27 protein-coding genes are annotated in these 22,875 nt (G+C 64.6%); 22 read left to right on the top strand and 5 right to left on the bottom strand.

Annotated elements, in window-relative coordinates:
• Positions 1–45: 45 nt before the first annotated feature.
• On the top strand, positions 46–1,035 hold the full coding sequence (dapF, locus tag ACTIIH_RS07435; RefSeq protein ID WP_441451296.1) for a diaminopimelate epimerase: 990 nt from the start codon (positions 46–48) through the stop codon (positions 1,033–1,035).
• 2 nt (positions 1,036–1,037) lie between these two features.
• On the opposite strand, the gene ACTIIH_RS07430 is transcribed toward dapF, so the two are convergent.
• Positions 1,038–1,652 carry a class I SAM-dependent methyltransferase gene (locus ACTIIH_RS07430; protein WP_441451295.1) on the bottom strand — a complete coding sequence of 205 codons (615 nt, stop codon included), beginning with the start codon at positions 1,650–1,652 and terminating at the stop codon, positions 1,038–1,040.
• Positions 1,653–1,781: 129 nt separating this feature from the next.
• Here ACTIIH_RS07430 and hflX point away from each other — a divergent pair, with 129 nt between their 5' ends.
• Together hflX and ACTIIH_RS07420 are read left to right on the top strand one after the other, a co-directional pair.
• Positions 1,782–3,254, top strand: a complete 1,473-nt coding sequence (hflX, locus tag ACTIIH_RS07425; protein WP_441451294.1) for a GTPase HflX — start codon at positions 1,782–1,784, stop codon at positions 3,252–3,254.
• A complete protein-coding gene (locus ACTIIH_RS07420) occupies positions 3,251–5,221 on the top strand; it encodes an ATP-dependent DNA helicase (protein WP_441451293.1) in 1,971 nt (656 codons plus the stop codon). Before hflX ends, ACTIIH_RS07420 begins: the two co-directional genes overlap by 4 nt.
• A 94-nt stretch (positions 5,222–5,315) precedes the next feature.
• Here ACTIIH_RS07420 and lexA read toward each other — a convergent pair whose 3' ends face one another.
• The gene (gene lexA / locus ACTIIH_RS07415; RefSeq protein WP_025779759.1) at positions 5,316–6,071 is read right to left on the bottom strand and encodes a transcriptional repressor LexA; all 756 of its coding nucleotides are present in this window, start codon (positions 6,069–6,071) and stop codon (positions 5,316–5,318) included.
• 234 nt (positions 6,072–6,305) lie between these two features.
• Between lexA and ACTIIH_RS07410 the strand changes: the two genes are divergently transcribed.
• From ACTIIH_RS07410 to ACTIIH_RS07365, 10 genes are all read left to right on the top strand, one after another.
• Entirely contained in the window at positions 6,306–6,644 is a 339-nt protein-coding gene (locus tag ACTIIH_RS07410) for a LysM peptidoglycan-binding domain-containing protein (protein WP_025779760.1), read from the top strand.
• Positions 6,645–6,782: 138 nt separating this feature from the next.
• Entirely contained in the window at positions 6,783–7,961 is a 1,179-nt protein-coding gene (locus tag ACTIIH_RS07405; protein WP_441451292.1) for a histidinol-phosphate transaminase, read from the top strand.
• Positions 7,958–8,554, top strand: coding sequence for an imidazoleglycerol-phosphate dehydratase HisB (hisB, locus tag ACTIIH_RS07400; protein WP_101553729.1), 597 nt, complete (start codon positions 7,958–7,960; stop codon positions 8,552–8,554). Before ACTIIH_RS07405 ends, hisB begins: the two co-directional genes overlap by 4 nt.
• Positions 8,551–9,153, top strand: coding sequence for a hypothetical protein (locus tag ACTIIH_RS07395; RefSeq protein WP_441451291.1), 603 nt, complete (start codon positions 8,551–8,553; stop codon positions 9,151–9,153). Before hisB ends, ACTIIH_RS07395 begins: the two co-directional genes overlap by 4 nt.
• The gene (gene hisH, locus ACTIIH_RS07390; RefSeq protein ID WP_441451290.1) at positions 9,150–9,824 is read left to right on the top strand and encodes an imidazole glycerol phosphate synthase subunit HisH; all 675 of its coding nucleotides are present in this window, start codon (positions 9,150–9,152) and stop codon (positions 9,822–9,824) included. The genes ACTIIH_RS07395 and hisH overlap by 4 nt, the downstream gene beginning before the upstream one ends.
• 58 nt (positions 9,825–9,882) lie before the next feature.
• Complete coding sequence (gene priA, locus ACTIIH_RS07385; protein WP_441451289.1) at positions 9,883–10,620, top strand: bifunctional 1-(5-phosphoribosyl)-5-((5-phosphoribosylamino)methylideneamino)imidazole-4-carboxamide isomerase/phosphoribosylanthranilate isomerase PriA; 738 nt, start codon at positions 9,883–9,885, stop codon at positions 10,618–10,620.
• A 4-nt stretch (positions 10,621–10,624) separates the two neighbouring features.
• Positions 10,625–11,461, top strand: a complete 837-nt coding sequence (locus ACTIIH_RS07380) for an SseB family protein (RefSeq protein ID WP_441451288.1) — start codon at positions 10,625–10,627, stop codon at positions 11,459–11,461.
• Positions 11,462–11,528: 67 nt separating this feature from the next.
• Entirely contained in the window at positions 11,529–12,875 is a 1,347-nt protein-coding gene (locus tag ACTIIH_RS07375; protein WP_441451287.1) for a M20 family metallopeptidase, read from the top strand.
• A 63-nt stretch (positions 12,876–12,938) separates the two neighbouring features.
• On the top strand, positions 12,939–14,591 hold the full coding sequence (locus tag ACTIIH_RS07370; RefSeq protein ID WP_441451286.1) for an AbgT family transporter: 1,653 nt from the start codon (positions 12,939–12,941) through the stop codon (positions 14,589–14,591).
• Positions 14,592–14,604: 13 nt separating this feature from the next.
• The gene (locus ACTIIH_RS07365) at positions 14,605–14,979 is read left to right on the top strand and encodes a VOC family protein (RefSeq protein ID WP_441451314.1); all 375 of its coding nucleotides are present in this window, start codon (positions 14,605–14,607) and stop codon (positions 14,977–14,979) included.
• A 90-nt stretch (positions 14,980–15,069) separates the two neighbouring features.
• Here the strand turns inward: ACTIIH_RS07365 and ACTIIH_RS07360 are convergent, their stop codons facing one another.
• Entirely contained in the window at positions 15,070–15,978 is a 909-nt protein-coding gene (locus ACTIIH_RS07360) for an NAD-dependent epimerase/dehydratase family protein (protein WP_441451285.1), read from the bottom strand.
• A 136-nt stretch (positions 15,979–16,114) separates the two neighbouring features.
• Between ACTIIH_RS07360 and ACTIIH_RS07355 the strand changes: the two genes are divergently transcribed.
• The 3 genes from ACTIIH_RS07355 to ACTIIH_RS07345 all read left to right on the top strand — a co-directional run bounded on the left by ACTIIH_RS07355 (position 16,115) and on the right by ACTIIH_RS07345 (position 17,769).
• Positions 16,115–16,801 carry a TetR/AcrR family transcriptional regulator gene (locus ACTIIH_RS07355; protein WP_441451284.1) on the top strand — a complete coding sequence of 229 codons (687 nt, stop codon included), beginning with the start codon at positions 16,115–16,117 and terminating at the stop codon, positions 16,799–16,801.
• 135 nt (positions 16,802–16,936) lie between these two features.
• The gene (locus ACTIIH_RS07350) at positions 16,937–17,410 is read left to right on the top strand and encodes an SRPBCC domain-containing protein (RefSeq protein WP_441451283.1); all 474 of its coding nucleotides are present in this window, start codon (positions 16,937–16,939) and stop codon (positions 17,408–17,410) included.
• Positions 17,407–17,769 carry an ArsR/SmtB family transcription factor gene (locus ACTIIH_RS07345; RefSeq protein WP_441451282.1) on the top strand — a complete coding sequence of 121 codons (363 nt, stop codon included), beginning with the start codon at positions 17,407–17,409 and terminating at the stop codon, positions 17,767–17,769. The genes ACTIIH_RS07350 and ACTIIH_RS07345 overlap by 4 nt, the downstream gene beginning before the upstream one ends.
• 158 nt (positions 17,770–17,927) lie before the next feature.
• Here the strand turns inward: ACTIIH_RS07345 and ACTIIH_RS07340 are convergent, their stop codons facing one another.
• Positions 17,928–18,299, bottom strand: a complete 372-nt coding sequence (locus ACTIIH_RS07340; protein ID WP_441451281.1) for a DUF1844 domain-containing protein — start codon at positions 18,297–18,299, stop codon at positions 17,928–17,930.
• Between the two features lie 278 nt (positions 18,300–18,577).
• Between ACTIIH_RS07340 and infC the strand changes: the two genes are divergently transcribed.
• From infC to ACTIIH_RS07320, 4 genes are all read left to right on the top strand, one after another.
• On the top strand, positions 18,578–19,228 hold the full coding sequence (gene infC, locus ACTIIH_RS07335) for a translation initiation factor IF-3 (protein ID WP_228281253.1): 651 nt from the start codon (positions 18,578–18,580) through the stop codon (positions 19,226–19,228).
• Between the two features lie 100 nt (positions 19,229–19,328).
• Complete coding sequence (gene rpmI, locus ACTIIH_RS07330; RefSeq protein ID WP_025779785.1) at positions 19,329–19,535, top strand: 50S ribosomal protein L35; 207 nt, start codon at positions 19,329–19,331, stop codon at positions 19,533–19,535.
• Positions 19,536–19,663: 128 nt separating this feature from the next.
• Positions 19,664–20,053 carry a 50S ribosomal protein L20 gene (gene rplT / locus ACTIIH_RS07325; protein WP_025779787.1) on the top strand — a complete coding sequence of 130 codons (390 nt, stop codon included), beginning with the start codon at positions 19,664–19,666 and terminating at the stop codon, positions 20,051–20,053.
• Between the two features lie 191 nt (positions 20,054–20,244).
• Entirely contained in the window at positions 20,245–21,066 is an 822-nt protein-coding gene (locus tag ACTIIH_RS07320) for a TrmH family RNA methyltransferase (RefSeq protein WP_441451280.1), read from the top strand.
• Between the two features lie 4 nt (positions 21,067–21,070).
• On the opposite strand, the gene ACTIIH_RS07315 is transcribed toward ACTIIH_RS07320, so the two are convergent.
• Positions 21,071–21,487, bottom strand: a complete 417-nt coding sequence (locus tag ACTIIH_RS07315; RefSeq protein WP_025779791.1) for a VOC family protein — start codon at positions 21,485–21,487, stop codon at positions 21,071–21,073.
• Between the two features lie 74 nt (positions 21,488–21,561).
• Between ACTIIH_RS07315 and ACTIIH_RS07310 the strand changes: the two genes are divergently transcribed.
• Both ACTIIH_RS07310 and ACTIIH_RS07305 read left to right on the top strand, forming a co-directional pair.
• Positions 21,562–21,768, top strand: coding sequence for a pentapeptide repeat-containing protein (locus ACTIIH_RS07310; RefSeq protein WP_441451279.1), 207 nt, complete (start codon positions 21,562–21,564; stop codon positions 21,766–21,768).
• Positions 21,746–22,630 (top strand): DUF1015 family protein, encoded by an 885-nt coding sequence (locus ACTIIH_RS07305; RefSeq protein ID WP_441451278.1) that lies wholly within the window; start codon positions 21,746–21,748, stop codon positions 22,628–22,630. Before ACTIIH_RS07310 ends, ACTIIH_RS07305 begins: the two co-directional genes overlap by 23 nt.
• Positions 22,631–22,875: the final 245 nt, after the last annotated feature.

The raw sequence follows: 22,875 nt of genomic DNA, 5'->3' as shown, positions 1-22,875 counted from the left end.
CGGGCACTGAAGACCTGCCTGGACCGTCCCCGATAGGATGGAGTCATGAGCACTCCGGATACTCCGTTCGCCGCCTGGTCCGATGTCACCTTCGTCAAGGGACACGGCACCCAGAACGACTTCGTTCTGCTCTCCGACGACGACAGCAGGCTGGAGATGCATTCCGAAGCCGTCGCCACGCTCGCCGACCGTCGGGCCGGACTCGGCGCCGACGGCATCATCCGCATCGTCCGCTCCGCCGCCAGCGGCATCCCGGGAGCCGCCGAACAGGCCGACGCCGGTGCCGAATGGTTCATGGACTACTACAACAGCGACGGCAGCCTCTCCGAGATGTGCGGCAACGGCGTACGCGTCTTCGCCCACGGGCTCGTGGCCAGCGGCCGCGTCCCCGCCGAGGGCCGCGATATTCTCGTCGGCACGCGCGACGGAATCAAAACCGTGCGCACCACCCTCAACCCGGCCCTCGGCGTCCAGACCGGAGACGACGTCGTCGACACCGGCACGCCCGGACCCGGATCCGCCAGCGACTCCTGGTACACGATCGACATGGGGGAATGGTCACTCGACCCGTCAAGCAGCGTGCTCGTGACCACCGGCGGCATCGAGGTCGCCCGCCCCGGACTGCGCGTGTCCACCGGCAATCCGCACACCGTCGTCGCCCTGGCCGAGAACTCCGAACTCGCCGCCGCCGACCTGCGTGATGCCCCCGTCCTCGACCCCGTGCCCGCACAGGGTTCGAATGTCGAATACATCGTCATGGAGCCCGCCCGAGCCGATGTGGCCGGGGGAGAAGGCGCCCTGCGGATGCGCGTGTTCGAACGCGGCGTCGGTGAGACACGCTCCTGCGGCACCGGTGCCTGCGCGGCCGCGATCGCAGCCCACCACTGGGCCGGCGAGAAGTCACCTCTGCAGTGGAGAGTGGACGTTCCCGGAGGTCAGCTGCGCATCGAAATCGAACCCGATGCCGAAGGAACGAGCGGACGCGTCAGCCTCGCCGGACCCGCGGTCCTCGTCGCCAGCGGCACGATCAGCTGAGCTCACCCGCGCTCGACCGTGAGCACCCGGAAGCCCTTCGACGATCCCGTGCGCACGACCTCGAAGCCGTCACCGAGCATCCCGGCGATCCACTTCTGCAGGGAATCGCCACCGAGGTTCTTCGACACGACTAGATCGGCGCGACCGCCCGGCGCCAGACGCGGCAACCAGGTCTCCAAGAGCTCATGCAGCGCCTCCTTGCCGATGCGGATCGGGGGATTCGACCGGATCGCGGCGAACTGCAGGTCGGCGGGAACATCGGCGGCGGTGACGGTGTTGATCGTATCGAGACCCAGCCTGCGCGCATTCGCCGCGGTGGTCTCCAGGGACCGGGAGTTGACGTCGAGTGCCCACACTCGCACAGCCACCTCGGCGTCCTGGGCGTCCAAGGCCGTGTGCAGGGCGATCGGACCCCACCCGCAGCCGAGGTCGAGGATATCGCCGGCCGGCGGCTGCGGCAGGTGCCGCAGCAGCACAGCCGTGCCGAGGTCGAGGCGGGTGGGCGAGAACGTGCCGGATACGGTTTCGACGGTGACGGCGCGGCCGGCCAGATCGAGGTTGAGTTCCCGCGACTTGGCCTCGCTGCTCGGCGATTCGGTGAAATAGTGCTCGGACACCGTTTCAGTGTAGACGGCTGTGGGAGAATTGATGGACACCACCGTCGGTGCGCACCGCTACGACCGGTGCGAGGCATGACGACGTCGGCACGAGAAGTCCCGTGCCGACGGCAGAGAACAAAGGAATGAATGACGTCTGAAGACAATGAGCGTCGCAACGCGATGCTCGACCGTGTGCTCTCCCGAGGCGCCCAAGCCCTCGACGATCACGACACCACCCACGAGGATGACCAGTTCGACCTCGCCGAGCGCGCCGCGCTCACCCGCGTGGCCGGACTGTCGACCGAACTCGAAGACATCACAGAGGTCGAATACCGTCAGGTCCGCCTCGAACGCGTCGTCCTCGCCGGCATCTGGAACACCACCCAGGCCGAAGCCGAGAACTCGATCCGCGAACTCGCCGCGCTGGCCGAAACCGCCGGTTCCGACGTCCTCGACGCGCTCATCCAGCGCCGCGACAAGCCGGATCCCGGCACCTTCCTCGGCAAGGGCAAGGCCGCCGAGCTCGCCGAAGTCGTCGCCTCCGTCGGCGCCGACACCGTGATCATCGACTCCGAACTCGCTCCCAGCCAGCGGCGCGGACTCGAGGACGTCATCAAGGTCAAGGTCGTCGACCGCGTCGCGCTCATCCTCGACATCTTCGCCCAGCACGCGAAATCCCGCGAAGGCAAGGCCCAGGTCGAACTCGCCCAACTCGAATATCTCCTGCCGCGTCTGCGCGGTTGGGGTGAGTCCCTGTCCCGGCAGGCCGGCGGTCGTGTTGCCGGCGGAGCCGGAATCGGCTCCCGCGGACCCGGTGAGACGAAGATCGAACTCGACCGTCGCCGCATCCGTGCGCGAATGTCGAAGCTGCGCCGCGAGATCAACGCCATGGCGCCCTCCCGGGAGACCAAGCGGAAGAACCGCGCCCGCCACCACGTACCCTCCGTCGCGATCGTCGGCTACACGAACGCGGGCAAGTCCTCCCTGCTCAACCTGCTCACCGACGCCGAGGTGATGGTGCAGAACGCCCTGTTCGCCACCCTCGATCCGACCGTCAGGCAGGCCAAGACCGCCGACGGCATCGTCTTCACCTACACCGACACCGTCGGATTCGTGCGCAATCTGCCCCACCAGCTCGTCGAGGCCTTCCGCTCGACTCTGGAGGAGGCCTCCGGTTCGGATCTGCTCCTCCACGTCGTCGACGCTTCCCACCCGGATCCTCACGGGCAGATCCAGGCCGTGCGCAATGTGCTGGGGGACGTGGAGACCGGGGACATTCCCGAACTCCTCGTGTTCAACAAGGCCGATATCGCCGAGGAGGCCGTGATCACCGGCCTGCGCGCGGAGTACCCCGACGCCCAGTTCGTCTCCGCCGTCTCGAAGGAAGGGATCGACGACCTCATCGAGGCCATCGAGAACCGCCTTCCCGTCCCGGACATCGACATGACCGTGCTCATTCCCTATGAACGCGGTGACCTCGTGTCGAAGATCTACGCCCTCGGCACGGTCGAGCACGAATCGCACGGCACGGAGGGCACCAGCCTGCAGGCGAAGGTGCCGACCGAACTCGTCGACGAACTGCGCGAATTCCAACGTCCGGACCTGGTCATCGACGAGTGAAAGCAGTCGAGAACCTCCTCGAATCCGCTGTCGGCGCCATCGGCGGATCGCCACGCGAGGGTCAGCAGGAGATGGCGCAGGCGGTCGCCTCGTCGCTGGACAAGGGAATCCACCTGCTCGTGCAGGCAGGGACCGGCACCGGCAAATCCCTGGCGTACCTCGTCCCGGCGGCCGAATACGTCACCCGCACCGGCGGGAAGGTCGTCGTGTCCACGGCGACCCTGGCCCTGCAGACGCAGATCATCCACCGCGACCTGCCCCGGCTGTTCAAGGCCGTGAAGAAGGATCTCGACCCGCTGCCCCGAGCGGCACTGCTCAAGGGGCGGCGGAACTATGTGTGCAAGCACAAGCTCGCCGGCGGATACCCGGACGAGGGTGAGGGCATGCTCTTCGACCTCGGGGCCGACGCCGAGGCGGGACGCAAACCCACCGAACGTTCGGGCTTGGGCGAGGAGATCCAGCGGATCCGCACCTGGGAGAAGACCACCGACACCGGCGACCGTGACGACCTCCTAGCCGGTGTCAGCGATCGCGCCTGGTCACAGGTGTCCGTCAACGCCTTCGACTGCCTCGGATCGAACTGCCCGCTGTTCACCGAATGCTTCGCCGAAATCGCCCGGAACAAAGCCGCCGAAGCCGATATCGTCGTGACGAACCATGCCCTGCTGGCCATCGACGCCTTCGGGGAGTCGAACGTGCTGCCCGAACACGATGTCATCATCATCGACGAGGCCCACGAGCTCAAGGATCGGGTGACCAGCGCCCTGTCCGGGCAGATCAACACGAGCATGCTCTCGGCGGCGACGAGCTCCGTGCGCAAACACACCACGGTCCAGGACGGGGTCGTCTCGCTGCTCGATTCCGCCGCGGCGGCCCTCGAACGCGCCCAGACCTCGGTGCCCGAGGGACTCATCCTGCATATGAGCGAGGCGCTCGGATTAGCCCTGGCGCAGATCCGCGACTCCGCCCGCCAGGTCATCAACGACATCGGCGGCAAGACCGACGACGCCGATGCCGGACGGCAGATGGCCAAGGCGCGCTGTCAGGAGGTCTTCGAACTCGCCGAACGCTTCTGCGACCCGGGTAAGAACGACGTCATCTGGCTCTCCCGGTCGACGTTCAGAGAGAAGGAGACGACGAACCTCGTCGTCGCACCCTTGAGCGTGGCCGGCACCATGCGCAATGGGATCTTCGAGGAATCGACGGTCGTGGCCACCTCGGCGACCCTGTCCCTGGGAGGGAACTTCGACGCGGTGGCCGCCTCATTGGGACTCTTCGGACCCGACGCACCGAAGTGGGACTGCCTCGATGTCGGATCACCCTTCGACTACGGCAAGCAGGGCATCCTCTATGTCGCCTCCCATCTGCCCAAACCCGGCCGCAGCGGACTGAGCGAGGAAGCGCTCACCGAACTCGAAGAACTCGTCGAATCCTCGAACGGCGGGGCACTGGGACTGTTCTCCTCGCGGGCGGGGGCCAATGCGGCGGCCGAACACCTGCGGACGAAGTTCGACTTCCCGATTCTGCTTCAAGGCGACGACGGCCTGCCGGCGCTGGTCTCCCAGTTCACCGCCGATGATCAGTCCTGCCTGTTCGGGACCATGTCTCTATGGCAGGGAGTCGATGTGCCGGGACGGACGAACCGACTGGTGATCATCGATCGTCTGCCGTTCCCGCGCCCCGACGACCCGCTCATCCAGGCGCGGGCACGCGATGCCGACCAGCGGGGAGTCAACGGATTCATGGCAGTATCGGCCACGCATGCCGCCCTGCGGCTGGCACAGGGGGCCGGCCGCCTCATCCGGTCGACCAAGGACAGGGGAGTGGTGGCCGTGCTCGACTCGCGGCTGCGCTCGGCCCGGTATGCCGGCTTCCTCGTCAACTCGATGCCGAGGATGTGGCCGACGACGAACTCCGGTCTCGTCCGCACAAGTTTGGCCCGGCTGGCCGAAACCGACGAGACGTGAGGCAGACGGTGCTGAGCTCCGCCGGATGACGCAGAAGCGCCCGCGACCAACCGTGGTCGCGAGCGCTTCTCAGTTCGAAGGCGGGCCCGAGGATCTAGAGGCGGCGGATGACGGCGACGACGAGACCCATGATCTGTGCGTAGGTGCCGTCGATGGGTTCGTAGTTCTCGTTCTGCGGCATCAGCCACTGCTGACCGGCCTTGCGCTTGAGCGTCTTCACCGTGGCCTCGCCGTCGAGGAGGGCGGCGACGATCTGACCGTTGTCGGCGGTGTGCTGCTTGCGCACGACCACCCAGTCGTCGTGGCAGATGGCGGCTTCGATCATCGAATCGCCGACGACCTTGAGCAGGAACATCTCACCGGAGCCGACGACCTGCGTCGGCAGTGAGAAGACATCGTCGACCTCCTGCTCGGCCAGGATCGGGCCGCCGGCGGCGATGCGTCCGACGACCGGGACCTGCACGGTGTTGTTGGCCAGCTCCTCGTACTTCGCGCGCTCGGCCTCTTCCTCTTCGAACGGATTGACCACTTCGATGGCACGCGGGCGCTTCGGGTCGCGGCGGACATAGCCGAGGCGTTCGAGCTGGGAGAGCTGGTGGGCGACGCTGGAGAGGGACGCCAGTCCGGCGGCTTTGCCGATCTCGCGCATGCTCGGCGGGTAGCCGTTGGCCACGACAGCGCGTTCGATGGTCTCGAGGACGAGACGCTGGCGGGGAGTGAGGCGGAAATCGCCCTCACCGGACGACCCCTCAGGGATCTGGACCACGTCGTCGTCGCTGCGAGCGGCAGCGATCTCGGTGGCAACATCTTCGTTGCGAGGCCTGCCTCTGCCTCGTTTGTTCTGAACCACTGCTCGTTCCCCTTCGTTCTATTCCCTGCCGCTGAACGCCGTCATCTCCGCTTCGAAGATTCTCGTGTCAGTGCCGACTGAGATGGTTCTGACAGATCAATCAACAACCCTGGTTCCCTCTCATTGTCGCATAGATGTTCGAGTCGGACTGGACATTTGTTCGATTGGCATGTTGAATAGAACAGACGTTCTACCGATTACTGGTGGAATCGTACGAATGAAAGAGGTAATGCGATGTCTGCACAGAACACCGAGCTGCGCCTGACCACTCGTGGACGCCAGGCTGTGCGCCTTCTCCGGACCCTGCTCGTCGCTCTCGTCGTCATCGGCGGAGCGGTCCTCCTCGCCACCCAGTCGTTCTCGGCCGCTGCCGTCGCCGAATCGGAGACGGAGAGCATCGGCATCGATGCCGAGGCGGTCGTCGTCGGTGAAGGCGAATCGCTGTGGACCGTGGCGACGAGTCTCGGCATCGACCGCGACACCCGTGATGTCGTGGCCGACATCGTCGAGATCAACCACCTGGACACCCCGACCGTTCACCCCGGCCAGACCCTCGACGTCCCCGTCCGCTGAGGTCGAACCCTGCTCGACCGGCAGGGTGCAGGCCCGACCGTCAGCGCGCTGACCCGTTCGATCGGGTGAGCCGACCGGCGGATCTCGATGCCCGACCCGCCGCCCGGGCGGCGGGGGCCTCTCGGTAGAATGATCGCCGTGGGAAACATCGACTCTCTGCCAGTGCGTTCAGACCTCGTCGGCCTCAAGCCGTACGGGGCTCCGCACCTCAATGTCCCGGTCCAGCTCAACGTCAACGAGAACGCCTATCCGCTTCCGGATGTCGTCGTCGACAGCATGCGCGCCGCCGTCGACGATCACTTCGCCGGACTCAATCGATATCCCGATCGCGAATTCACCGCACTGCGCGAACATCTCGTCACCTATTTGGACGGTGTGAACGAACGTGCGGGGGACTCCGTCGACCTCGACCCCTCCATGGTCTGGGCCGCCAACGGTTCGAACGAAGTGCTCAGCCATATCGTCCAGGCCTTCGGCGGACCGGGCCGCACGGTCCTGGGGTTCACTCCCTCCTATTCGATGCACCCGCTCATCACCACGGGCACGGGTGCCGAATGGCAGCACGTCGAACGCAGGGACGACTTCACTCTCGATGCCGAGACGGTCGCCGCCGAAGTGGCGCGGGCGAATCCGGACATCGTCTTCCTGTGCACCCCGAACAATCCGACCGGCACCTCGATCGGCCTCGACGTCATCGAAGCCGCCTACGACAACTGCGCAGGGATCGTCATCGTCGATGAGGCATATGCGGAATTCTCCCGCCCCGCCAAATCCTCGGCGATGACTCTGCTCGGGGGCCGGCCCCGCCTCGTCGTCTCCCGGACCATGAGCAAGGCCTTCGCCTGTGCCGGACTGCGCTTGGGCTACGCCATCGCCGCCCCCGAGCTCATCGACGTCCTCCGCCTCGTCCGCCTGCCGTACCACCTGTCCGAGGTCACTCAGGTGCTCGCCTGCACGGCGCTCGAACACACGGAGCTGCTGCTGGGCAACGTCGACCGACTCATCGACTCGCGCAATCGCATATCGAGCCACCTCGCCGAGGTGGGCTTCACTGTCCACGACAGCGATTCGAACTTCGTCCTCTTCGGCAACATCGCCTCCCCGGCCGAGCTGTGGCAGAAGCTGCTCGATCGCGGAATCCTCATCCGCGATATCGGCATCACCGGCCACGCCCGTGTCAACGCCGGCACCGAGGCAGAGACCGAAGCGTTTCTGACCGCCATCGACGAGATCCTCGCCGACGACCCTGACACCCTCGCGAACCGTCCGCAGTCTCCGACTCCGTCATCAGCCGCCCCGACGAAAGGCACTTCATGAGGCAGGCCCAGAACTCACGCACGACCTCCGAGTCCACGGTGTCCGTGTCCGTCAACCTCGACGGCACCGGCACCTCGACCATCTCCACGAGCGTGCCGTTCTTCGACCATATGCTCACCGCCCTGTCGAAGCACTCGATGATCGACCTCGACATCACCGCCACCGGCGACACCCACATCGACGTCCACCACACCGTCGAAGACACCTCCATCGTGCTCGGCCAGACCATTCGCGAAGCACTCGGCGACAAGGTCGGCATCCGCCGCTACGGCTTCGCTGCCGTGCCGCTGGACGAGGCATTGGCCCAGTGCGTCGTCGACGTCTCCGGTCGCCCCTACTTCGTCCACGAAGGCGAACCCGAAGGCCAGCAGTACCACCTCATCGGCGGTCACTTCACCGGTTCGATGACCTCCCACTCGCTGGAATCCATCGCCTTCAACGGCGGCCTGACCGTCCACCTCGACCTGGTTCGCGGCCGCGACCCGCACCACATCGTCGAAGCCGAATTCAAGGCCTTCGCCCGCGCGCTGCGGCAGGCTGTTGAGACCGACCCACGGAGCAACTCCGTTCCCAGCACCAAGGGAGTCCTGTGAGCACGACCGTCATCGTGACCCCCTTCGGGGTCGCCCAGCAGCTGGCCGCCGCCTGCGTGCTGTCGAACATCTCCGGCACCATCGTGCCGATCGGCGAGTTCAGCGGCATCGTGCTCGCCGACACCGATGTCAAAGCCGGCAACGAGGCGGCCGCAGCGATCTCGAAGCTCGCGGGCAAACACGAGGTCCTCCTCCTCGTGCGCAGCGAAGAGCAGATCGACGCCGGCCACTTCCGCCACGGCGCCCGCGAATCCGATGTGCCGGCCGGACTGGCACTGAAGAACCTCCCCGATGTCCTCGAGGGTCTGCTGCTCGAAACCGTTGCCGCAGACGACATCGAAGGCAGCATCAGAACCGATTCGATGACGAAGCTGCAGGCCAGTGCGGCCATGATGAGCCCGGGCCGGGCCGCCATGGCACGCACGGCACTGCTGTGGATCATCGCCGCCGTGCTCGCCGGACTCGTCACCGCCTTCGGCATCGCCCTGGCCCTGGGCGGGAACACCATCGCCTGGGTCGTCGCCGCACTCGGCGTCATAGTCCTCGGGTTCTCCCTGTGGAGGATCTGGTCGGTGCTGAGCAAGGGGGCGAAGCGATGACGACGGTCGCCGTCCTCGACTACGGAGCCGGTAATGTCCGCTCCGCCGTGCGTGCGGTCGCCGCGGCCGGTGCCGAGGTCACGCTCACGGCCGATCACGATGTCATCAACGACTCCGACGGACTGCTGGTCCCCGGCGTCGGCGCGTTTTCGGCCGTGATGGCCGGACTGGAGAACGTCGGGGGAGTCGACCTCATCCGGGCACGTCACGAACAGGGGCGACCGTTGCTCGGCATCTGCGTCGGCCTCCAGGTGTTCTTCGCCCGCGGCGTCGAACACGGAGTCAAGACCGAGGGCATCGGTCTGTGGCCCGGAGCCGTCACCGGCCTCGAAGCGCCGGTCATCCCGCATATGGGATGGTCGAAGGTCAACGCTCCAGCAGACTCGGCCATGTTCGAGGGCATCGGGGGCGAACGCTTCTACTTCGTCCACTCCTACGCTGCGACGAAGCCGCCGGCGAACGCAACGGTGACGACTGCCCGCCACGGCAATGACTTCATCGCCGCTGTCGAAGATGGAACCACCTGGGCAGCACAGTTCCATCCCGAGAAATCCGCCGAGGCTGGCGCCAGGCTCCTGCGCAACTGGCTCGCCTCGTTCGCCGCCGACAGCAGCCCGGGCAGCGGTTCCGGCAACTCCGGCACCAACCCCACAGACTCACTCAGCTCCTGACCGAGCACACCGACTATGGTCGCCTCAAACCCCGTGGCACCCTGGCAGAAAGGTCACAATGACAGACAGTTCGAACAAGCTGGTCCTCCTCCCCGCCGTTGACGTCGCCGACGGCAAGGCCGTCCGCCTCGTCCAGGGCGAAGCCGGAACCGAAACCGACTACGGTTCACCCATCGACGCCGCTCAGGACTTCGAGAACCGCGGCGCCGAATGGATCCACCTCGTCGACCTCGATGCCGCCTTCGGGCGCGGATCGAACTCGGATCTGCTCAACCAGGTCGTCAAGGCTGTGGGGATCAAGGTCGAACTGTCCGGTGGCATCCGTGACACTGAAAGCCTCGAACGCGCACTGGACACCGGAGCCGAGCGCGTCAACATCGGTACCGCCGCCCTGGAGAACCCCGAGTGGACGGCCGAGATGATCTCGCGCTTCGGCGATCAGGTCGCCATCGGCCTCGATGTGCGCGGAACCACCTTGGCCGCCCGCGGTTGGACGAAGGACGGCGGCGACCTCTACGAAGTTCTCGCCACCCTGGAAGCCGCAGGCTGCTCCCGCTACGTCGTCACCGATGTGCGCAAGGACGGCACCCTGCAGGGTCCCAATGTCGACCTGCTCAAGAACCTCGCGCAGAAGACGGACTCTCCGATCGTCGCCTCCGGCGGAGTCTCGAGCCTCGACGACCTGCGAGCCCTCCGTGAGCTCGTGCCCTTCGGCGTCGACTCGGCGATCGTGGGCAAGGCACTCTACGCCGGCAAGTTCACTCTGGAAGAAGCCCTCGACGTCGCAGGACGGTGAGTCTGTGAGCACGCACTCGCACGATCCGGGCCAGCCGCATGGGCCGGGCGATCCCCGGTCCGCCGCGTCTGATGCCCGGGTAGGCGACTCCCACGCTCCGGCGGATTCCGCCGGGCAGGCGTGGGAGGGCCGGGATCTCAAACCCAACCCGTTCTCCGGGGACACCGGGCTGGCGGATGCAGCCCTGCTGGAGGCCCTGACCCAGGTCGCTCAGACACCCCTGGATTCGGCCGCACACCAGCAGGTCGTCACGGCCCTGTCCGGGGCCAGGCTCTATGCCCCGATCGTGCCGATGGTCGTCGATCACGAGGTCGGAGACAACGGGCTCATGGCCGACAACTCCTCGGAGATGGCGATGGTCCGCCTCCAAGCCGAGGACGGCCGCGAGTGCACCCCCGGATTCTCGGGAATCCCACCGTTGACGGCGTGGCATTCCGACGCCCGTCCCGTGCCGATCGAGTCCGAACGGCTCGTCCTCGGGGCGATCGAGGCCGAATCCCAGCTCGTCGTCCTCGACCCCGGGGCCGAGTCCTCGTTCCTGCTGCGCCGCCCGGCCATGTTCGCGTTCGTGCAGTCCCAGCCCTGGACTCCGTCCTGGGCCGACGCCGAGGTGGCCCAGCGTCTGCGTGCCATCGCCGAGTCCTTCCCGTGGCTGGCTCGGATCGGTGTGAGCCCCGGCAGCAACAGTGTCCACCTCGGTGGGCCGGAGCTCGGCATCACACTCGGCGTCGAGTCCGAAGTGCCGCCGGAGGAAGTGCGCCGGTTCCAGGAAGCCGTCGCCGGCGACGAGGACCTCGTCGCGAAGATCGACTCTCTGGCCATCCGCCTCGTCGAAGGCTGAGGCTCCGAAGCGGTAACCTGACTGCTCCGGGCGTGTCAGATCGGCAGGGCACCTATGCTTGTGACCCATGAGCGAAATCCGTGACCTCGGCCACTCGACCGCACCGGACGACAGCTACCTCGACGAGATGGCCAGACAGACTCCGGCTCGGGCCGAGCAGGCCGCCGCGTGGGCCTCCGCTTTCACCGGAGCCCCGGAGACGAGCCGGTCCGGAATCGCCGCAGGCCTCGACGCCGCGGAAGGCGACCTTACGGGCCTGCTCCACACCATCCATGATCTCGCAGAGACAGCATTCGAAGAGTTCGATTCGGTCGCTGCGATCGCCTCGGTGCTGGAGAATCATGGAGTCGACGTCGAGACAGGCCTCTACGGTGTGAAGACCACGCTGCGGGCGACGACGGGATCCGGTCACGGTCGCACGATCGCGATCCTCGCCGAATACGATGCCCTGCCCGAGATCGGGCATGCGTGCGGACACAACATCATCGCCACCGCCGGAGTCGGTGCCTTCCTCGCCCTCCACGCCTTGTACGAGAAAGACCCCGACGCCGTGCCGGGCACCGTCGTGCTGCTGGGCACCCCGGCCGAAGAAGGCCATTCGGGCAAAGAGGTCTTGGCCCGGGCCGGCGCCTTCGACGGCATCGACGCGGCCATCATGGTCCACGGCTACGGATACGACTGCGCCGACCAAGTGTGGCTGGGACGCCGCCTGCTCAAGGTCACATACTCAGGAGTCGCCGCCCACGCCTCGGCGCAGCCTTTCATGGGGCGCAACGCCCTCGACGCGGCGAACCTCTTCTACCAGGGGCTCGGCCTGATGCGGCAGCAGATGCCGCCGATCTCCCGCCTGCACGCGGTCATCACTGACGGCGGAACGAGGCCGTCGATCATCACCGAAACCGCCACCGTGCAGTGCTACGTCCGTTCGAAGTTCCCTGAGACGCTCAAAGAGCTCTCCGACCGGGTCGAGGACGCGGCGAAGGGTGCCGCGCTCATGACCGGCACCGGCGTCACCGTCGACTGGGACGAACATCCGCCGTCGCTGCCCGTGCGTACGAATTCGACGCTGACCGCCCGTTGGGCCGAACACGAACAGGCGCGCGGTCGCCAACCGCTTCCCGCCGGAGTGCTCGACGAATCGATCGCTGCATCCACGGACTTCGGCAATGTCTCCTACCGGATTCCCGGCATCCATCCGCTCATCAAGACCGCCGACGCCGAGGTGGCCCTGCACACCCGTGAATTCGCCGCAGCCGCCAGGACCCCTGCCGCCGAAACCGCGGCGCTCGACGGGGCCTACGGCCTTGCATGCACCGCCCTGGATTTCCTCGTCGACGATGCCCTCGCCGCCGAGGTGACCGCAGAGTTCGACCGCGAGGGCGGAGCGATCGATGTCGAACACTTCTTCGACTGAACTCGCCGCGTCACCGCGCGCAGCTCACCATCGAGCCCTTTCGATCGAGAAGAAGGACTGATCATGTCAACGACGACAAACGGCAGAGTCGGCTTCGGCCAGAGAACGCTCGATTGGATCGAACGCATCGGCAACAAGCTGCCCGAACCGTTCACCCTGTTCCTCGGGCTGTTCATCCTCACCGGGCTCGTCTCCACAGCCATGGCCCTGGCCGGTGTCTCCGTGTCCATCCCCGGCACCGAGGACACCGTGGCGATCAAGGGTCTGTTCACCGGTGAAGGTCTGGCATGGCTGACGACGACGATGGGGGAGAACTACATCGGGTTCCCGCCGCTGGCGACCGTGCTGCCGATCCTTCTGGCTGTCGGCGTCGCCGAGAAGTCGGGGATGCTGGCCGCCGCCGTGCGCATCGCGTTCGGCAAGAGCCCGAAGTGGCTGCTGCCCTATGTCGTCGGTTTCGTCGGCGTCGTCGGCTCGATCATGGCCGATTCCGCGTTCGTCATCATCCCGCCCCTGGCCGCTCTCGTGTTCAAAGCCGCGGGACGGCACCCGATGGCCGGCCTCATCGGCGGGTTCGCCGCCACCGGTGCCGGCTATTCGACCTCGATCGTCCCCACGAGCCTCGACGCACTGTTCGCCGGGATCACCACCTCGGTGATGGAGACCCTGCCGAACACCGACTACACCGCGGTCAACCCGGTATCGAACTACTACTTCAACATCGCCTCGTCGATCGTGCTGGCGATCATCGCCGGCTTCATCATCGACCGCCTCATCGAACCGAACATGGTGCGCAAGGGCGTGCCGCGTGAGTATGCGAGCGCCTCGGGCAGCGGCTTGGCGCGGGAATACCGGGCTCCCGACAGCCCCTATGGGGACGCCTCGGCGACATCAGAGGAGCAGTCCTCGGGTGAGTCCCATGATTCCGAGACCACCGGGATCAAAGCGGAACTCGAGCCGGAGGAGAAGAAGGGGCTGATCTGGGCGGTCGTCGCGGCGCTCGTCCTCACCGCGGTGTTCCTCGTCGCATTCCTCCTCCCGGCCTCGCCGTGGCGCAATGAGGACGGCGGATTCCTCCCGAAGTCACCGCTGCTGTCGTCGATCGTCTTCATCGTCTTCGCCTACTTCATGCTCATGGGCGTCGTCTACGGCTTCGTCGTGCGCACCGTGCGTTCGATGAACGATCTGGTGAGGATGATGAGCCAGTCGATCATCGACATGATGTCCTTCCTCATCCTCGCGTTCATCCTCGGCCAGTTCATCGCCCTGTTCAACTGGACGGGGATCGGTTCGTGGATCGCCGTCGCCGGAGCCTCGGGGCTTGAGGCGATCGGCCTGACCGGGCTCGCGGCAGTCATCGGGTTCATGCTCCTGGCCAGTGTGCTCAACCTGTTCATCATCTCCGGCTCGTCGATGTGGACGCTCATGGCCGCGGTGTTCGTTCCGCTCTTCGCCCTGCTCGGCTACGAACCGGCGTTCATCCAGGCCGGGTTCCGCGTCGGGGACTCGGCCACCCAGGTCATCACCCCGCTCAACCCGTACATGATCGTCCTCCTCGGCCTCGTCCGCCGCTACGAGCCCAATGCCGGACTGGGAACGGTGATCTCGCGGATGTTCCCGTTCGTCATCCCGTTCTGGCTGGCCTGGGCCGTGCTGCTGACGATCTGGTTCGTCTTCGACCTGCCTTTGGGTCCGGGCAACGGGATCCGGCTGTGAGTTTCGGTTGACCATGGTGAGTCGAATCAGCGATCTGATCGTCAAAACCCCGGACCCGGCTCGGTTGAGCCGATTCTGGTGCCAAGCACTGGGATACGAGGTGACGGCCGCAGACGAAACCGGAGTCGCGATCTGCGGAGCGTCGAATGCACCGACGATTCTCTTCGAACGATCGAGCGATTCGTTTGGGGACAACAGTCTGCATCTCGACCTTTGTCCGACTGACCGCAGCCAGGCGGACGAGCTCGAAAGACTTGTGGCTTTGGGTGCGACGAAGACTGATGTCGTGCCATCAGGAAGCTGGCATGTTCTCGCGGATCCGGACGGCAACAAGTTCTGTCTCATGGCGAAGCGCATCCCAGCGGAGCCGGACGACTTTCATGACTGAGCCCCAACCCGATCGGTGACAGAAACTGGAAACGACGATGCAGTTCTGCGGACTACTGTTGGAACAGAGGCCATTCGCGACCTTTGAGCCTCAGAGCATCTGCTGCACGCCCTCCCGCCAGTCGGTCGTGCCGACCTTCTCTGCCAACTCGCTGGAGGAGATGACGCAGGGTTCGTACCAGATCGGTGCCAGAGCGTTGAGCTCGTAGAAAGAGCGTTCGAACACTCCTGCAGCACGGGTCGCCCAGCGCGGCACCGTGGTCGGACGCTTGTGCTTCTGCCCGAGGGTATTTGCGGTGAAATCGGCGATCTCGGCCAGGGTCGGGTTCGACGCCGGGGCGATCCGCAGCTGGTGCGTCCCCGCGGGGACGTCTTGCAGATCGTTGGCTGCTTGGATCATGGCGGTCGCGTGGTCGGCGATGACGGTGATGCCATGCGGCACGTCCGTGCGTGCGGGCACATAGACCCGTCGACCCTGACCGATCGGGTCCGTGATGCACATGCGCACTACCGACGACCACTTCTCGGCAGTTCTGCCGAGCAGGTCCCCGGCGATGACGCTTGCACAGGTCGCCGGATGGGTGTCCCGTGCTTCGATCAACCGCTGCCGGATCCGTCCTTTGTTCTCGACCGGGGCGAAAGGGGAGTCTTCGGTGATTGGGGAGTCGAGGCCGGCGAAGGCATAGACCGACTCCGGGAAGACCACAGGAATGTCGAGTTCGGCCGCCGTGTCGAGGACCGCCGCATCGAGGCGGGGGAGGATCTGCTCCCATTTGCGGCTGTCGTACGCGGCATGGGCGCAGGCGAAGATCGCATCGACTCCGGCAACGGCCTCGGCCAGCTGGGCGCGATCACTCGCATCGGCCTTGAGGTGGGTGGGAGTGCTGGATGGACCGCTGCCTGAGCGGGTGGCGATGCGGACATCTGTGCCTGACGCGATGAGCTGCGCCGCGATCTCCGACCCGATTTGACCATTGCCGATGACGAGTGCTGTTTTCATGACGGATCCCTTCTCGATCTCTCCACGCGGTAAACGAGAGCGGTGCTCTCGGAATTCAGCGTAGGCCGCATGCATTGACAATGCAAGAGCAGTGCTCACTATTGTTATCTTTGCTCTCGGATCGTAGGGTGAAGTCATGACAGAGACGACTCCACGACAGCGAGCCCGAATCGAGACGGAAGCCCAGATCACCGCGATCGGCAACCGGATGGTCGACGACGACGGAGTCGACGGGCTGTCGCTGCGGGCGATCGCGCGAGAGCTCGGGGTCGTCTCCAGCGCGGTCTACCGCTATGTGAAGAGCCGTGATGAGCTGCTGACCATTCTCATCCGCGATGCCTTCACGCAGATCGCCGATGCCGTCGATGAAGCGCTGGCGGGGGAGCGGAGCGTGGAGGCCCTCGCGCTGACCATGCTCGAATGGTCGCGCGCGCACCCGAATCGGTGGGCGCTCATCTACGGCACCCCGATCGCTGACTATGAGGCTCCGCGAGAGGAGACCGTGGTCCCGGGAACGCGGATCATGGTCGCGCTCGCGCAGCTGGTGGCAGAGGATGATCGAGCGTCGGAACGGGCATCCGTGCCCCAGTCGGGCAAGACCGGTTCGGTGACTCAGGGTCCTGAGAGAGCACTTGCGCCGCTGCGCGACGGCCTCGAGGAGCTCGGCCTCGACTACTCCGATGCGGTCATCATGAGAACCGTGACCATCTGGGTCGCTGTCATCGGTCTGATCAACGGTCTTCGCTTCGGCCAATTCGGTCCGGGATTCGACGAAATCGAGGGTGAACTCATGCGCGGAGTCATCGGCAGCCTCGGCGAATGAACTGCGAGGCGGGGTGGGAATCGGCGGCCGATCGATGAACGAGGGTGCAACTGAATGGTTGCACTTTGGCGGGGTGCGAGATAGAGTCGTCGCCAACGCGGCCCAGTGCCGATCTCACCGACGAGAGGAACCATCGTGACCGAGGACGACGTACCCACCACTGCGGATGATGTGCCCGACGAGATCGTCCGCAGCATCCACATCGACGCCGACGCACAAACGGTGTGGGACATCATCAGCGAACCCGGCTGGTTCATCAATGACGGCAGCCACACCGAGCATGACATCAGCTCTGAGGACGGTGTCTCTCGGGTGATTGACCCGAACGTCGGCGAATTCACCATCGGCACGGAGGAGCTCGATCCGCCTCGTCGTGCCGTCTTCCGCTGGCTCGGCGGGACGCCCGGATCATTGGACGACTTTCCCAGCAACACGATCGTTTTCACCATCGAACCAGAGGGCCAGGGCGTCCTGCTCACCGTCCGTGAGAGTGGGTTCGCCCGGCTCAGCGACGATGCCGCCGAGCGACGCCGGCGATTTGAGGAGAATGCCGAAGGCTGGGTCGAAGAGCTCGCGGTGGCGAGGGGACTCGCCGTGTCGGCGAGATGAGTTCTGCAGACGACTCCGTTCAGGACAGATTGCTGTCGGACGAGGCGGATCTCGTCTTCAAGGCGCTGGCCGACCACACGAGACGCCGCATCCTGGTTCGGCTGTCCCAGTCGCCCGACGACGCCGGCGCCGTGGCGCGAGATCTCGGGCTGAGCCGACAGGCCGTTGCCAAGCAGCTGCGGATTCTCGAGAGCGGAGGAATCGTGAGTTCGGCGACCCGATCATCCCGCCGCGTACACTCGGTGAGTCCGTCGCAGATCCGCAAAGTATCCGATCTGCTCGGAATCGTCGCCCACGGATGGGATCGTCGCCTCCGCGGAGTCAAAGCGCAGGCGGAGCGATTAGGTGAGGACCCCTGATCCGTCACCAATGCTTCGCCTTAGGAGTCACCTCGTAGCCGAGACGCTGCGCCGGAGATTCGGCGGACCTGGTAGGTCATCTGCCCCGGCGATCGGCTGAACCACAGACGAAGGCGGCCCCCGACAAATAGTCGGGGGCCGCCTCGGTGATGGATGTGTCAGCGGACGGGGCCGGTGAACTTCTCTCCGGGGCCTTCGCCGGGGGAGTCGGGAATCTCCGAGGCCTCGCGGAAGGCCAGCTGCAGGCTGCGGAGTCCATCGCGCAGCGGGCGGGCGTGGTGGTCGCCGATCACGGTGGCGGCACCGGTGACGAAGCCGGCCAGCGCGGTGATGAGCTTGCGGGCCTCATCGAGGTCCTGGAGGTCGGCGCCGTGGCCTTCGGCGGTGTCCTCGGCCAGGCCGCACTTGACGGCGGCGGCGGACATGAGGTGGACGGCGCTGGAGGTGATGACCTCGACAGCGGGGACCTCGGCGATGTCGCGCGTAACGTCGGCGATCGCCTCGGCGGGAACAGATTCTTCAGAACTCATGCCATAAGCTTGACATATAAATCAATGCGGCGATCACACCAGGGCCCCGATGTGCGAAGAGTCATGAAGCGTAGTACACTGGTAGCTGGTGCGAAGCGGAGTCTGTCTCCCACCTTGATCGCGAAGAGTGATCGGGTCCAAAGATCTGTCCGTCAGGCATAATCTGATCGGGTGCAGATCGAGGTGTATTCACCGAACGTACGTCTACCGTATTGCTCGTGTGTGCAGGCTCCCTTGGCATGTGTCAACGGGAGCCTTTTTCGTTGTCACGACCACATTTGAGCAAAAGGAGTGAACACATCAGCGAGACGCGCATCAATGACCGGATTCGGGTTCCCGAGGTCCGGTTGGTCGGACCCAACGGTGAACAGGTCGGTATCGTTGCCATTCGCAAGGCACTCGATCTCGCCGGCGAAGCTGGCCTCGACCTCGTCGAGGTAGCCCCGCAGGCGAAGCCACCCGTAGCCAAGCTCATGGACTACGGAAAATTCAAATACGAATCTGCTCAGAAGGCCAGAGAAGCCCGGAAGAACCAGGCGAACACTGCCCTGAAGGAGATCCGCTTCCGTCTCAAGATCGACGAACACGATTATGAGACGAAGAAGGGCCACGTCACCCGCTTCCTCGAAGGCGGCGACAAGGTCAAGGTCATGATCATGTTCCGCGGACGTGAGCAGTCCCGCCCCGAGATGGGCATCAAGCTGCTCAACCGCTTGGCCGAAGATGTGTCCGACCTTGGCTCCGTCGAATCCTCACCGCGAGTCGACGGACGCAACATGGTGATGGTCATCGCCCCGCATAAGTCAAAGTCTGACGCCAAGGCGGAGGCCCGGAAGGCATCAGCTGGTGCCAAGGGCAAGTCCGCTGAGGTGAAGTCCCGTCGCGATCGGGTTGCTGCTGAGAAGAACTCAGCTCGCCCGGACGCGTGAGAAATTAAGTACGTCGCGTTCCAGGCCCGTCCTGGACTGTGCGTGTGAAGTAGTTGCAGGCGGTCGACGTCGGCAACGAATTGCAAAGGAGAACGGCACTATGCCGAAGCAGAAGACGAACAGCAGCGCCAAGAAGCGCATGCGCGTGACTGGCAGTGGCAAGATCATGCGTGAAGGCGTGAACAACCAGCACAAGTTCGAGGGCAAGACCTCGGCTCGTAAGCGCCGCGTGTCCACCGACCAGGAAATCGTCGGCGGCGACCGCGCCAAGGCCCGCAAGCTTCTGGGCAAGCTCAAGGGCAGGTGAGACCCCTTTCGGGGCTTCGCTTTCCGGGCATCAGCCGGGAACTCCCACGGGCAGCCGACATCGGCTGCCACAGCTTGAACCAGAGTCCGGCACCGCCGGCAGATACGAACTTTTCAAAGGAGTAACACGTGGCACGTGTGAAGAGAGCGGTCAACGCTCACAAGAAGCGCCGGGTCATCCTCGACCGGGCAAGCGGCTACCGGGGACAGCGTTCGCGCCTGTACCGCAAGGCCAAAGAACAGGTCATCCACTCGCTGGTCTACAGCTACCGTGACCGTCGCAAGCGCAAGGGCGACTTCCGTCGTCTCTGGATCCAGCGCATCAATGCCGGCGCCCGCGCCAACGGTATGACCTACAACCGTTTCATCCAGGGCCTCAAGGCCGCTGGAGTCGAGGTCGACCGTCGTATGCTCGCCGAGCTCGCCGTGAATGACTCGGCCACCTTCGCGCACCTGGTCAAGGTTGCCAAGGATGCTCTTCCTGCTGATGTCAACGCAGCGAAGACCGACGCCGCCTGAGCAGCGTCTTCTTAAGACTCCTGTCACCTAAGTGACTGACCGATCGCCTCGGTGATCGACGACGGCCCCGAACTTCAGGTTCGGGGCCGTCGGTCGTTCTGTCGGGGCCCGTCTGGTCCCCGGATCGGCTCCTGTCTCCTCAGCCCCTTCTTCTTGCACTTCAGCACTCAACGGATCGAGAACACGGTTTCATGAAACTCCCTGACGTCATCTCCTCACCTCAGTCGAAGCGGATCAAGAACGCCGCGAAGCTGCTCAAGCGTCGCGACCGCAAGGCCACGGGGCAGTTCCTCGTCGAGGGTCCGCAGGCCGTGCGGGAGGCACTGGCGCGCAAGGGCTCGGTTGCTGAGCTGTTCATCACCGAGGAAGCCGCCGAGGAGCATCCCTCGTTCGTCTCCGAGGCGAAGCACGGCCGCATGCAGTGCAGCATCGTCACCCCCGAGGTGCTCACCGAGCTCGCATCGACCGTGAACTCTCAGGGTGTCGTGGCCGTGTGCAGGGCGCTCGACGTGGAGCTGACCTCCGTGCTCAACAAGGGAGCGCAGCTCGTGGTCGTCCTGTCGCAGGTGCGCGATCCGGGCAATGCCGGCACGATCATCCGGCTGGCTGATGCCGCGGGCGCCGATGCCGTGGTGCTGACGTCATCGTCGGTCGATGTCTACAACGACAAGACCGTGCGCTCGACCGCCGGTTCGCTCTTCCACATTCCCGTCGTCACCGGAGTCGGCCTCTCCGAGGTGACCGAACTCGCCCGTGCCCGCGGCCTGCAGGTGCTCGCAGCCGACGCGAACGACGAAGCCCACGATCTTCACCACCCGTGGGATACAGGCCTTGATCTCACCGCCCGGACCGCGTGGGTTTTTGGAAACGAGGCCTGGGGGATGAGCGCCGAGGATCTGGAGCTGTGTAATGCGTCTGTCGCTGTGCCGATCTATGGTTCGGCCGAAAGCCTCAACCTCGGCACCGCCGCCGGTGTGTGTATCTACGAGAGTGCGCGGAATCAGCGGATGTGAGGGGCTAGTTGGTTCCGGCGGCCTTGGCGGTCTGCTCGTTGGCGACGAGTTCCCAGATGTAGCCGTCGAGGTCAGCGAAGTAGCCCATGTACGACCCATCCACGTCTTGACCCGGATCGGCTGATCCGCCGGCGGCAACCGCACGGTCGAGCACCTCATCGATCTCAGCACGCGTGGTGAACGCACACGAGATGATGCTGGCGCCTGGAACCGGATTCTTCGAGCCCGGCTGCCCCGAGAGCTCAAGGTATTGACCGTATTCGTCTGCGGTGATGAAGAAGATCGAGAGGTTGGGCAGTTCGAAGGCGACGATGCCGTCCTCCACACCGTCGGTTTCGAGTCCGAGCCCTTCGGCGTAGAAGTTCGCGGTGGCCTGTGGGTCGGCAACGGGCAATGACAGGATCGTTGTCAGTGGCTTCATGCCTGCAGTCTAGTGGGGGAGACGACTGTCGGGCAGGGTCCGACTGTGTCACACACAGCGGATAGGGTGGGCGCGTGGTCACTACAGCTCCGCGCCCACCGAAGCTCAACCTCGGCGAACTGGTGGAAGGCCTCCTCGGCGATATAGGTTCAGAGGAATTCCTCGAAGGCATGGAGTTCACGGAGCTCAACCTCGCCGAGGCGGACGCCACCCAAGCGACGTTCCTCGACTGCCGAATGACGAACGTGAACTTCGGCGATGCCGACGCAGGTGATTCCTGAGAAAGTCAATGCAATCGCCGAGCTCATGGAAGGCGCTGGGATGAACCTTGACCCCGTACTTCTCGGGTTCTCTGGTGACGGTTCCACGACTGGCTGCATCAGGTATTCCCTGACAAGGGAACCAGCAATGGAAATCCTGTCAGCCGATGGGCAGTTGCACCGACTATGGCCCATCACTGACTGCCACTGGATTGAAGCGATTACCGAGGAACTTCGCACCAGACCAGCACATATTGCTGATGGCCACCACAGGCACGCAGCCGCACTACAGCTTCAACGCTCAAAAGAAGGAAGAGCCTGGGACTTTTTTCCAGCTCTTCTCGTCGATATTGAAACAAGTCCGATGCAGCTCTCTCCCATTCACCGAGTGTTGCCCTCGGCAGACCCCCGTCAGGCCCTCGATGCGGCACGTACTCGGTTCAAAGTACAGTCGTTATCCGGCGGGGTCGACGACTGGATCACTAGCCTGAACCAGCAGGCGACCATCGGACCTGCATTTGTCCTCGTGACTTCCCACGGGGCATACATCGCCACCGACCCCCACCCTGACTACTTAAAACAAGTGCAACGGGACTCTCCCGCCCCATTACGTCACATGCATCTCGCGGTTTTGCACGATGCGCTAATCGACGACTTGTGGAAGATCCCCGACCATCCGGAGACCATCAACTACGAGCACACCGCTCAATCAGCTGTGCAACGAGTGCTAGAAAACAGTGGGGTGGCCGTGCTGACGACACCGCCGACGCGAGAGGAGCTCGAATCAGCCGCGCTTGCAGGGGTCTGCCTCCCGCGCAAATCCACCTCATTCGGTCCAAAACCGCATCCCGGCCTCACCTTTCGAACAATTGAAGGTAACTGAGTCCTCGGGTCAGTGATTTAACTTGCTGCCACACAACCAAGGGAGACCGTAGGACCGGATCGGAATCAACTTCGAACCATCAATTCACACACTGCGATGGGGGCACGACTGTGCTCTCATTGCAGTGTCTTTTCGCGTCATCGAGAAATTCTTGATATTGACGCCGCAGTGCAATGTAAATTCACAGAGATTGGTCAAGTCCCTTTTCGTGGTGTTCTTCGGTAGTTCCTTTAACTTGGTATTAA

The organism is Brevibacterium sp. (assembly GCF_052105255.1).
Lineage (GTDB): Bacteria > Actinomycetota > Actinomycetes > Actinomycetales > Brevibacteriaceae > Brevibacterium > Brevibacterium linens_B.
This window is presented reverse-complemented; position numbering and strand designations above follow the sequence as displayed.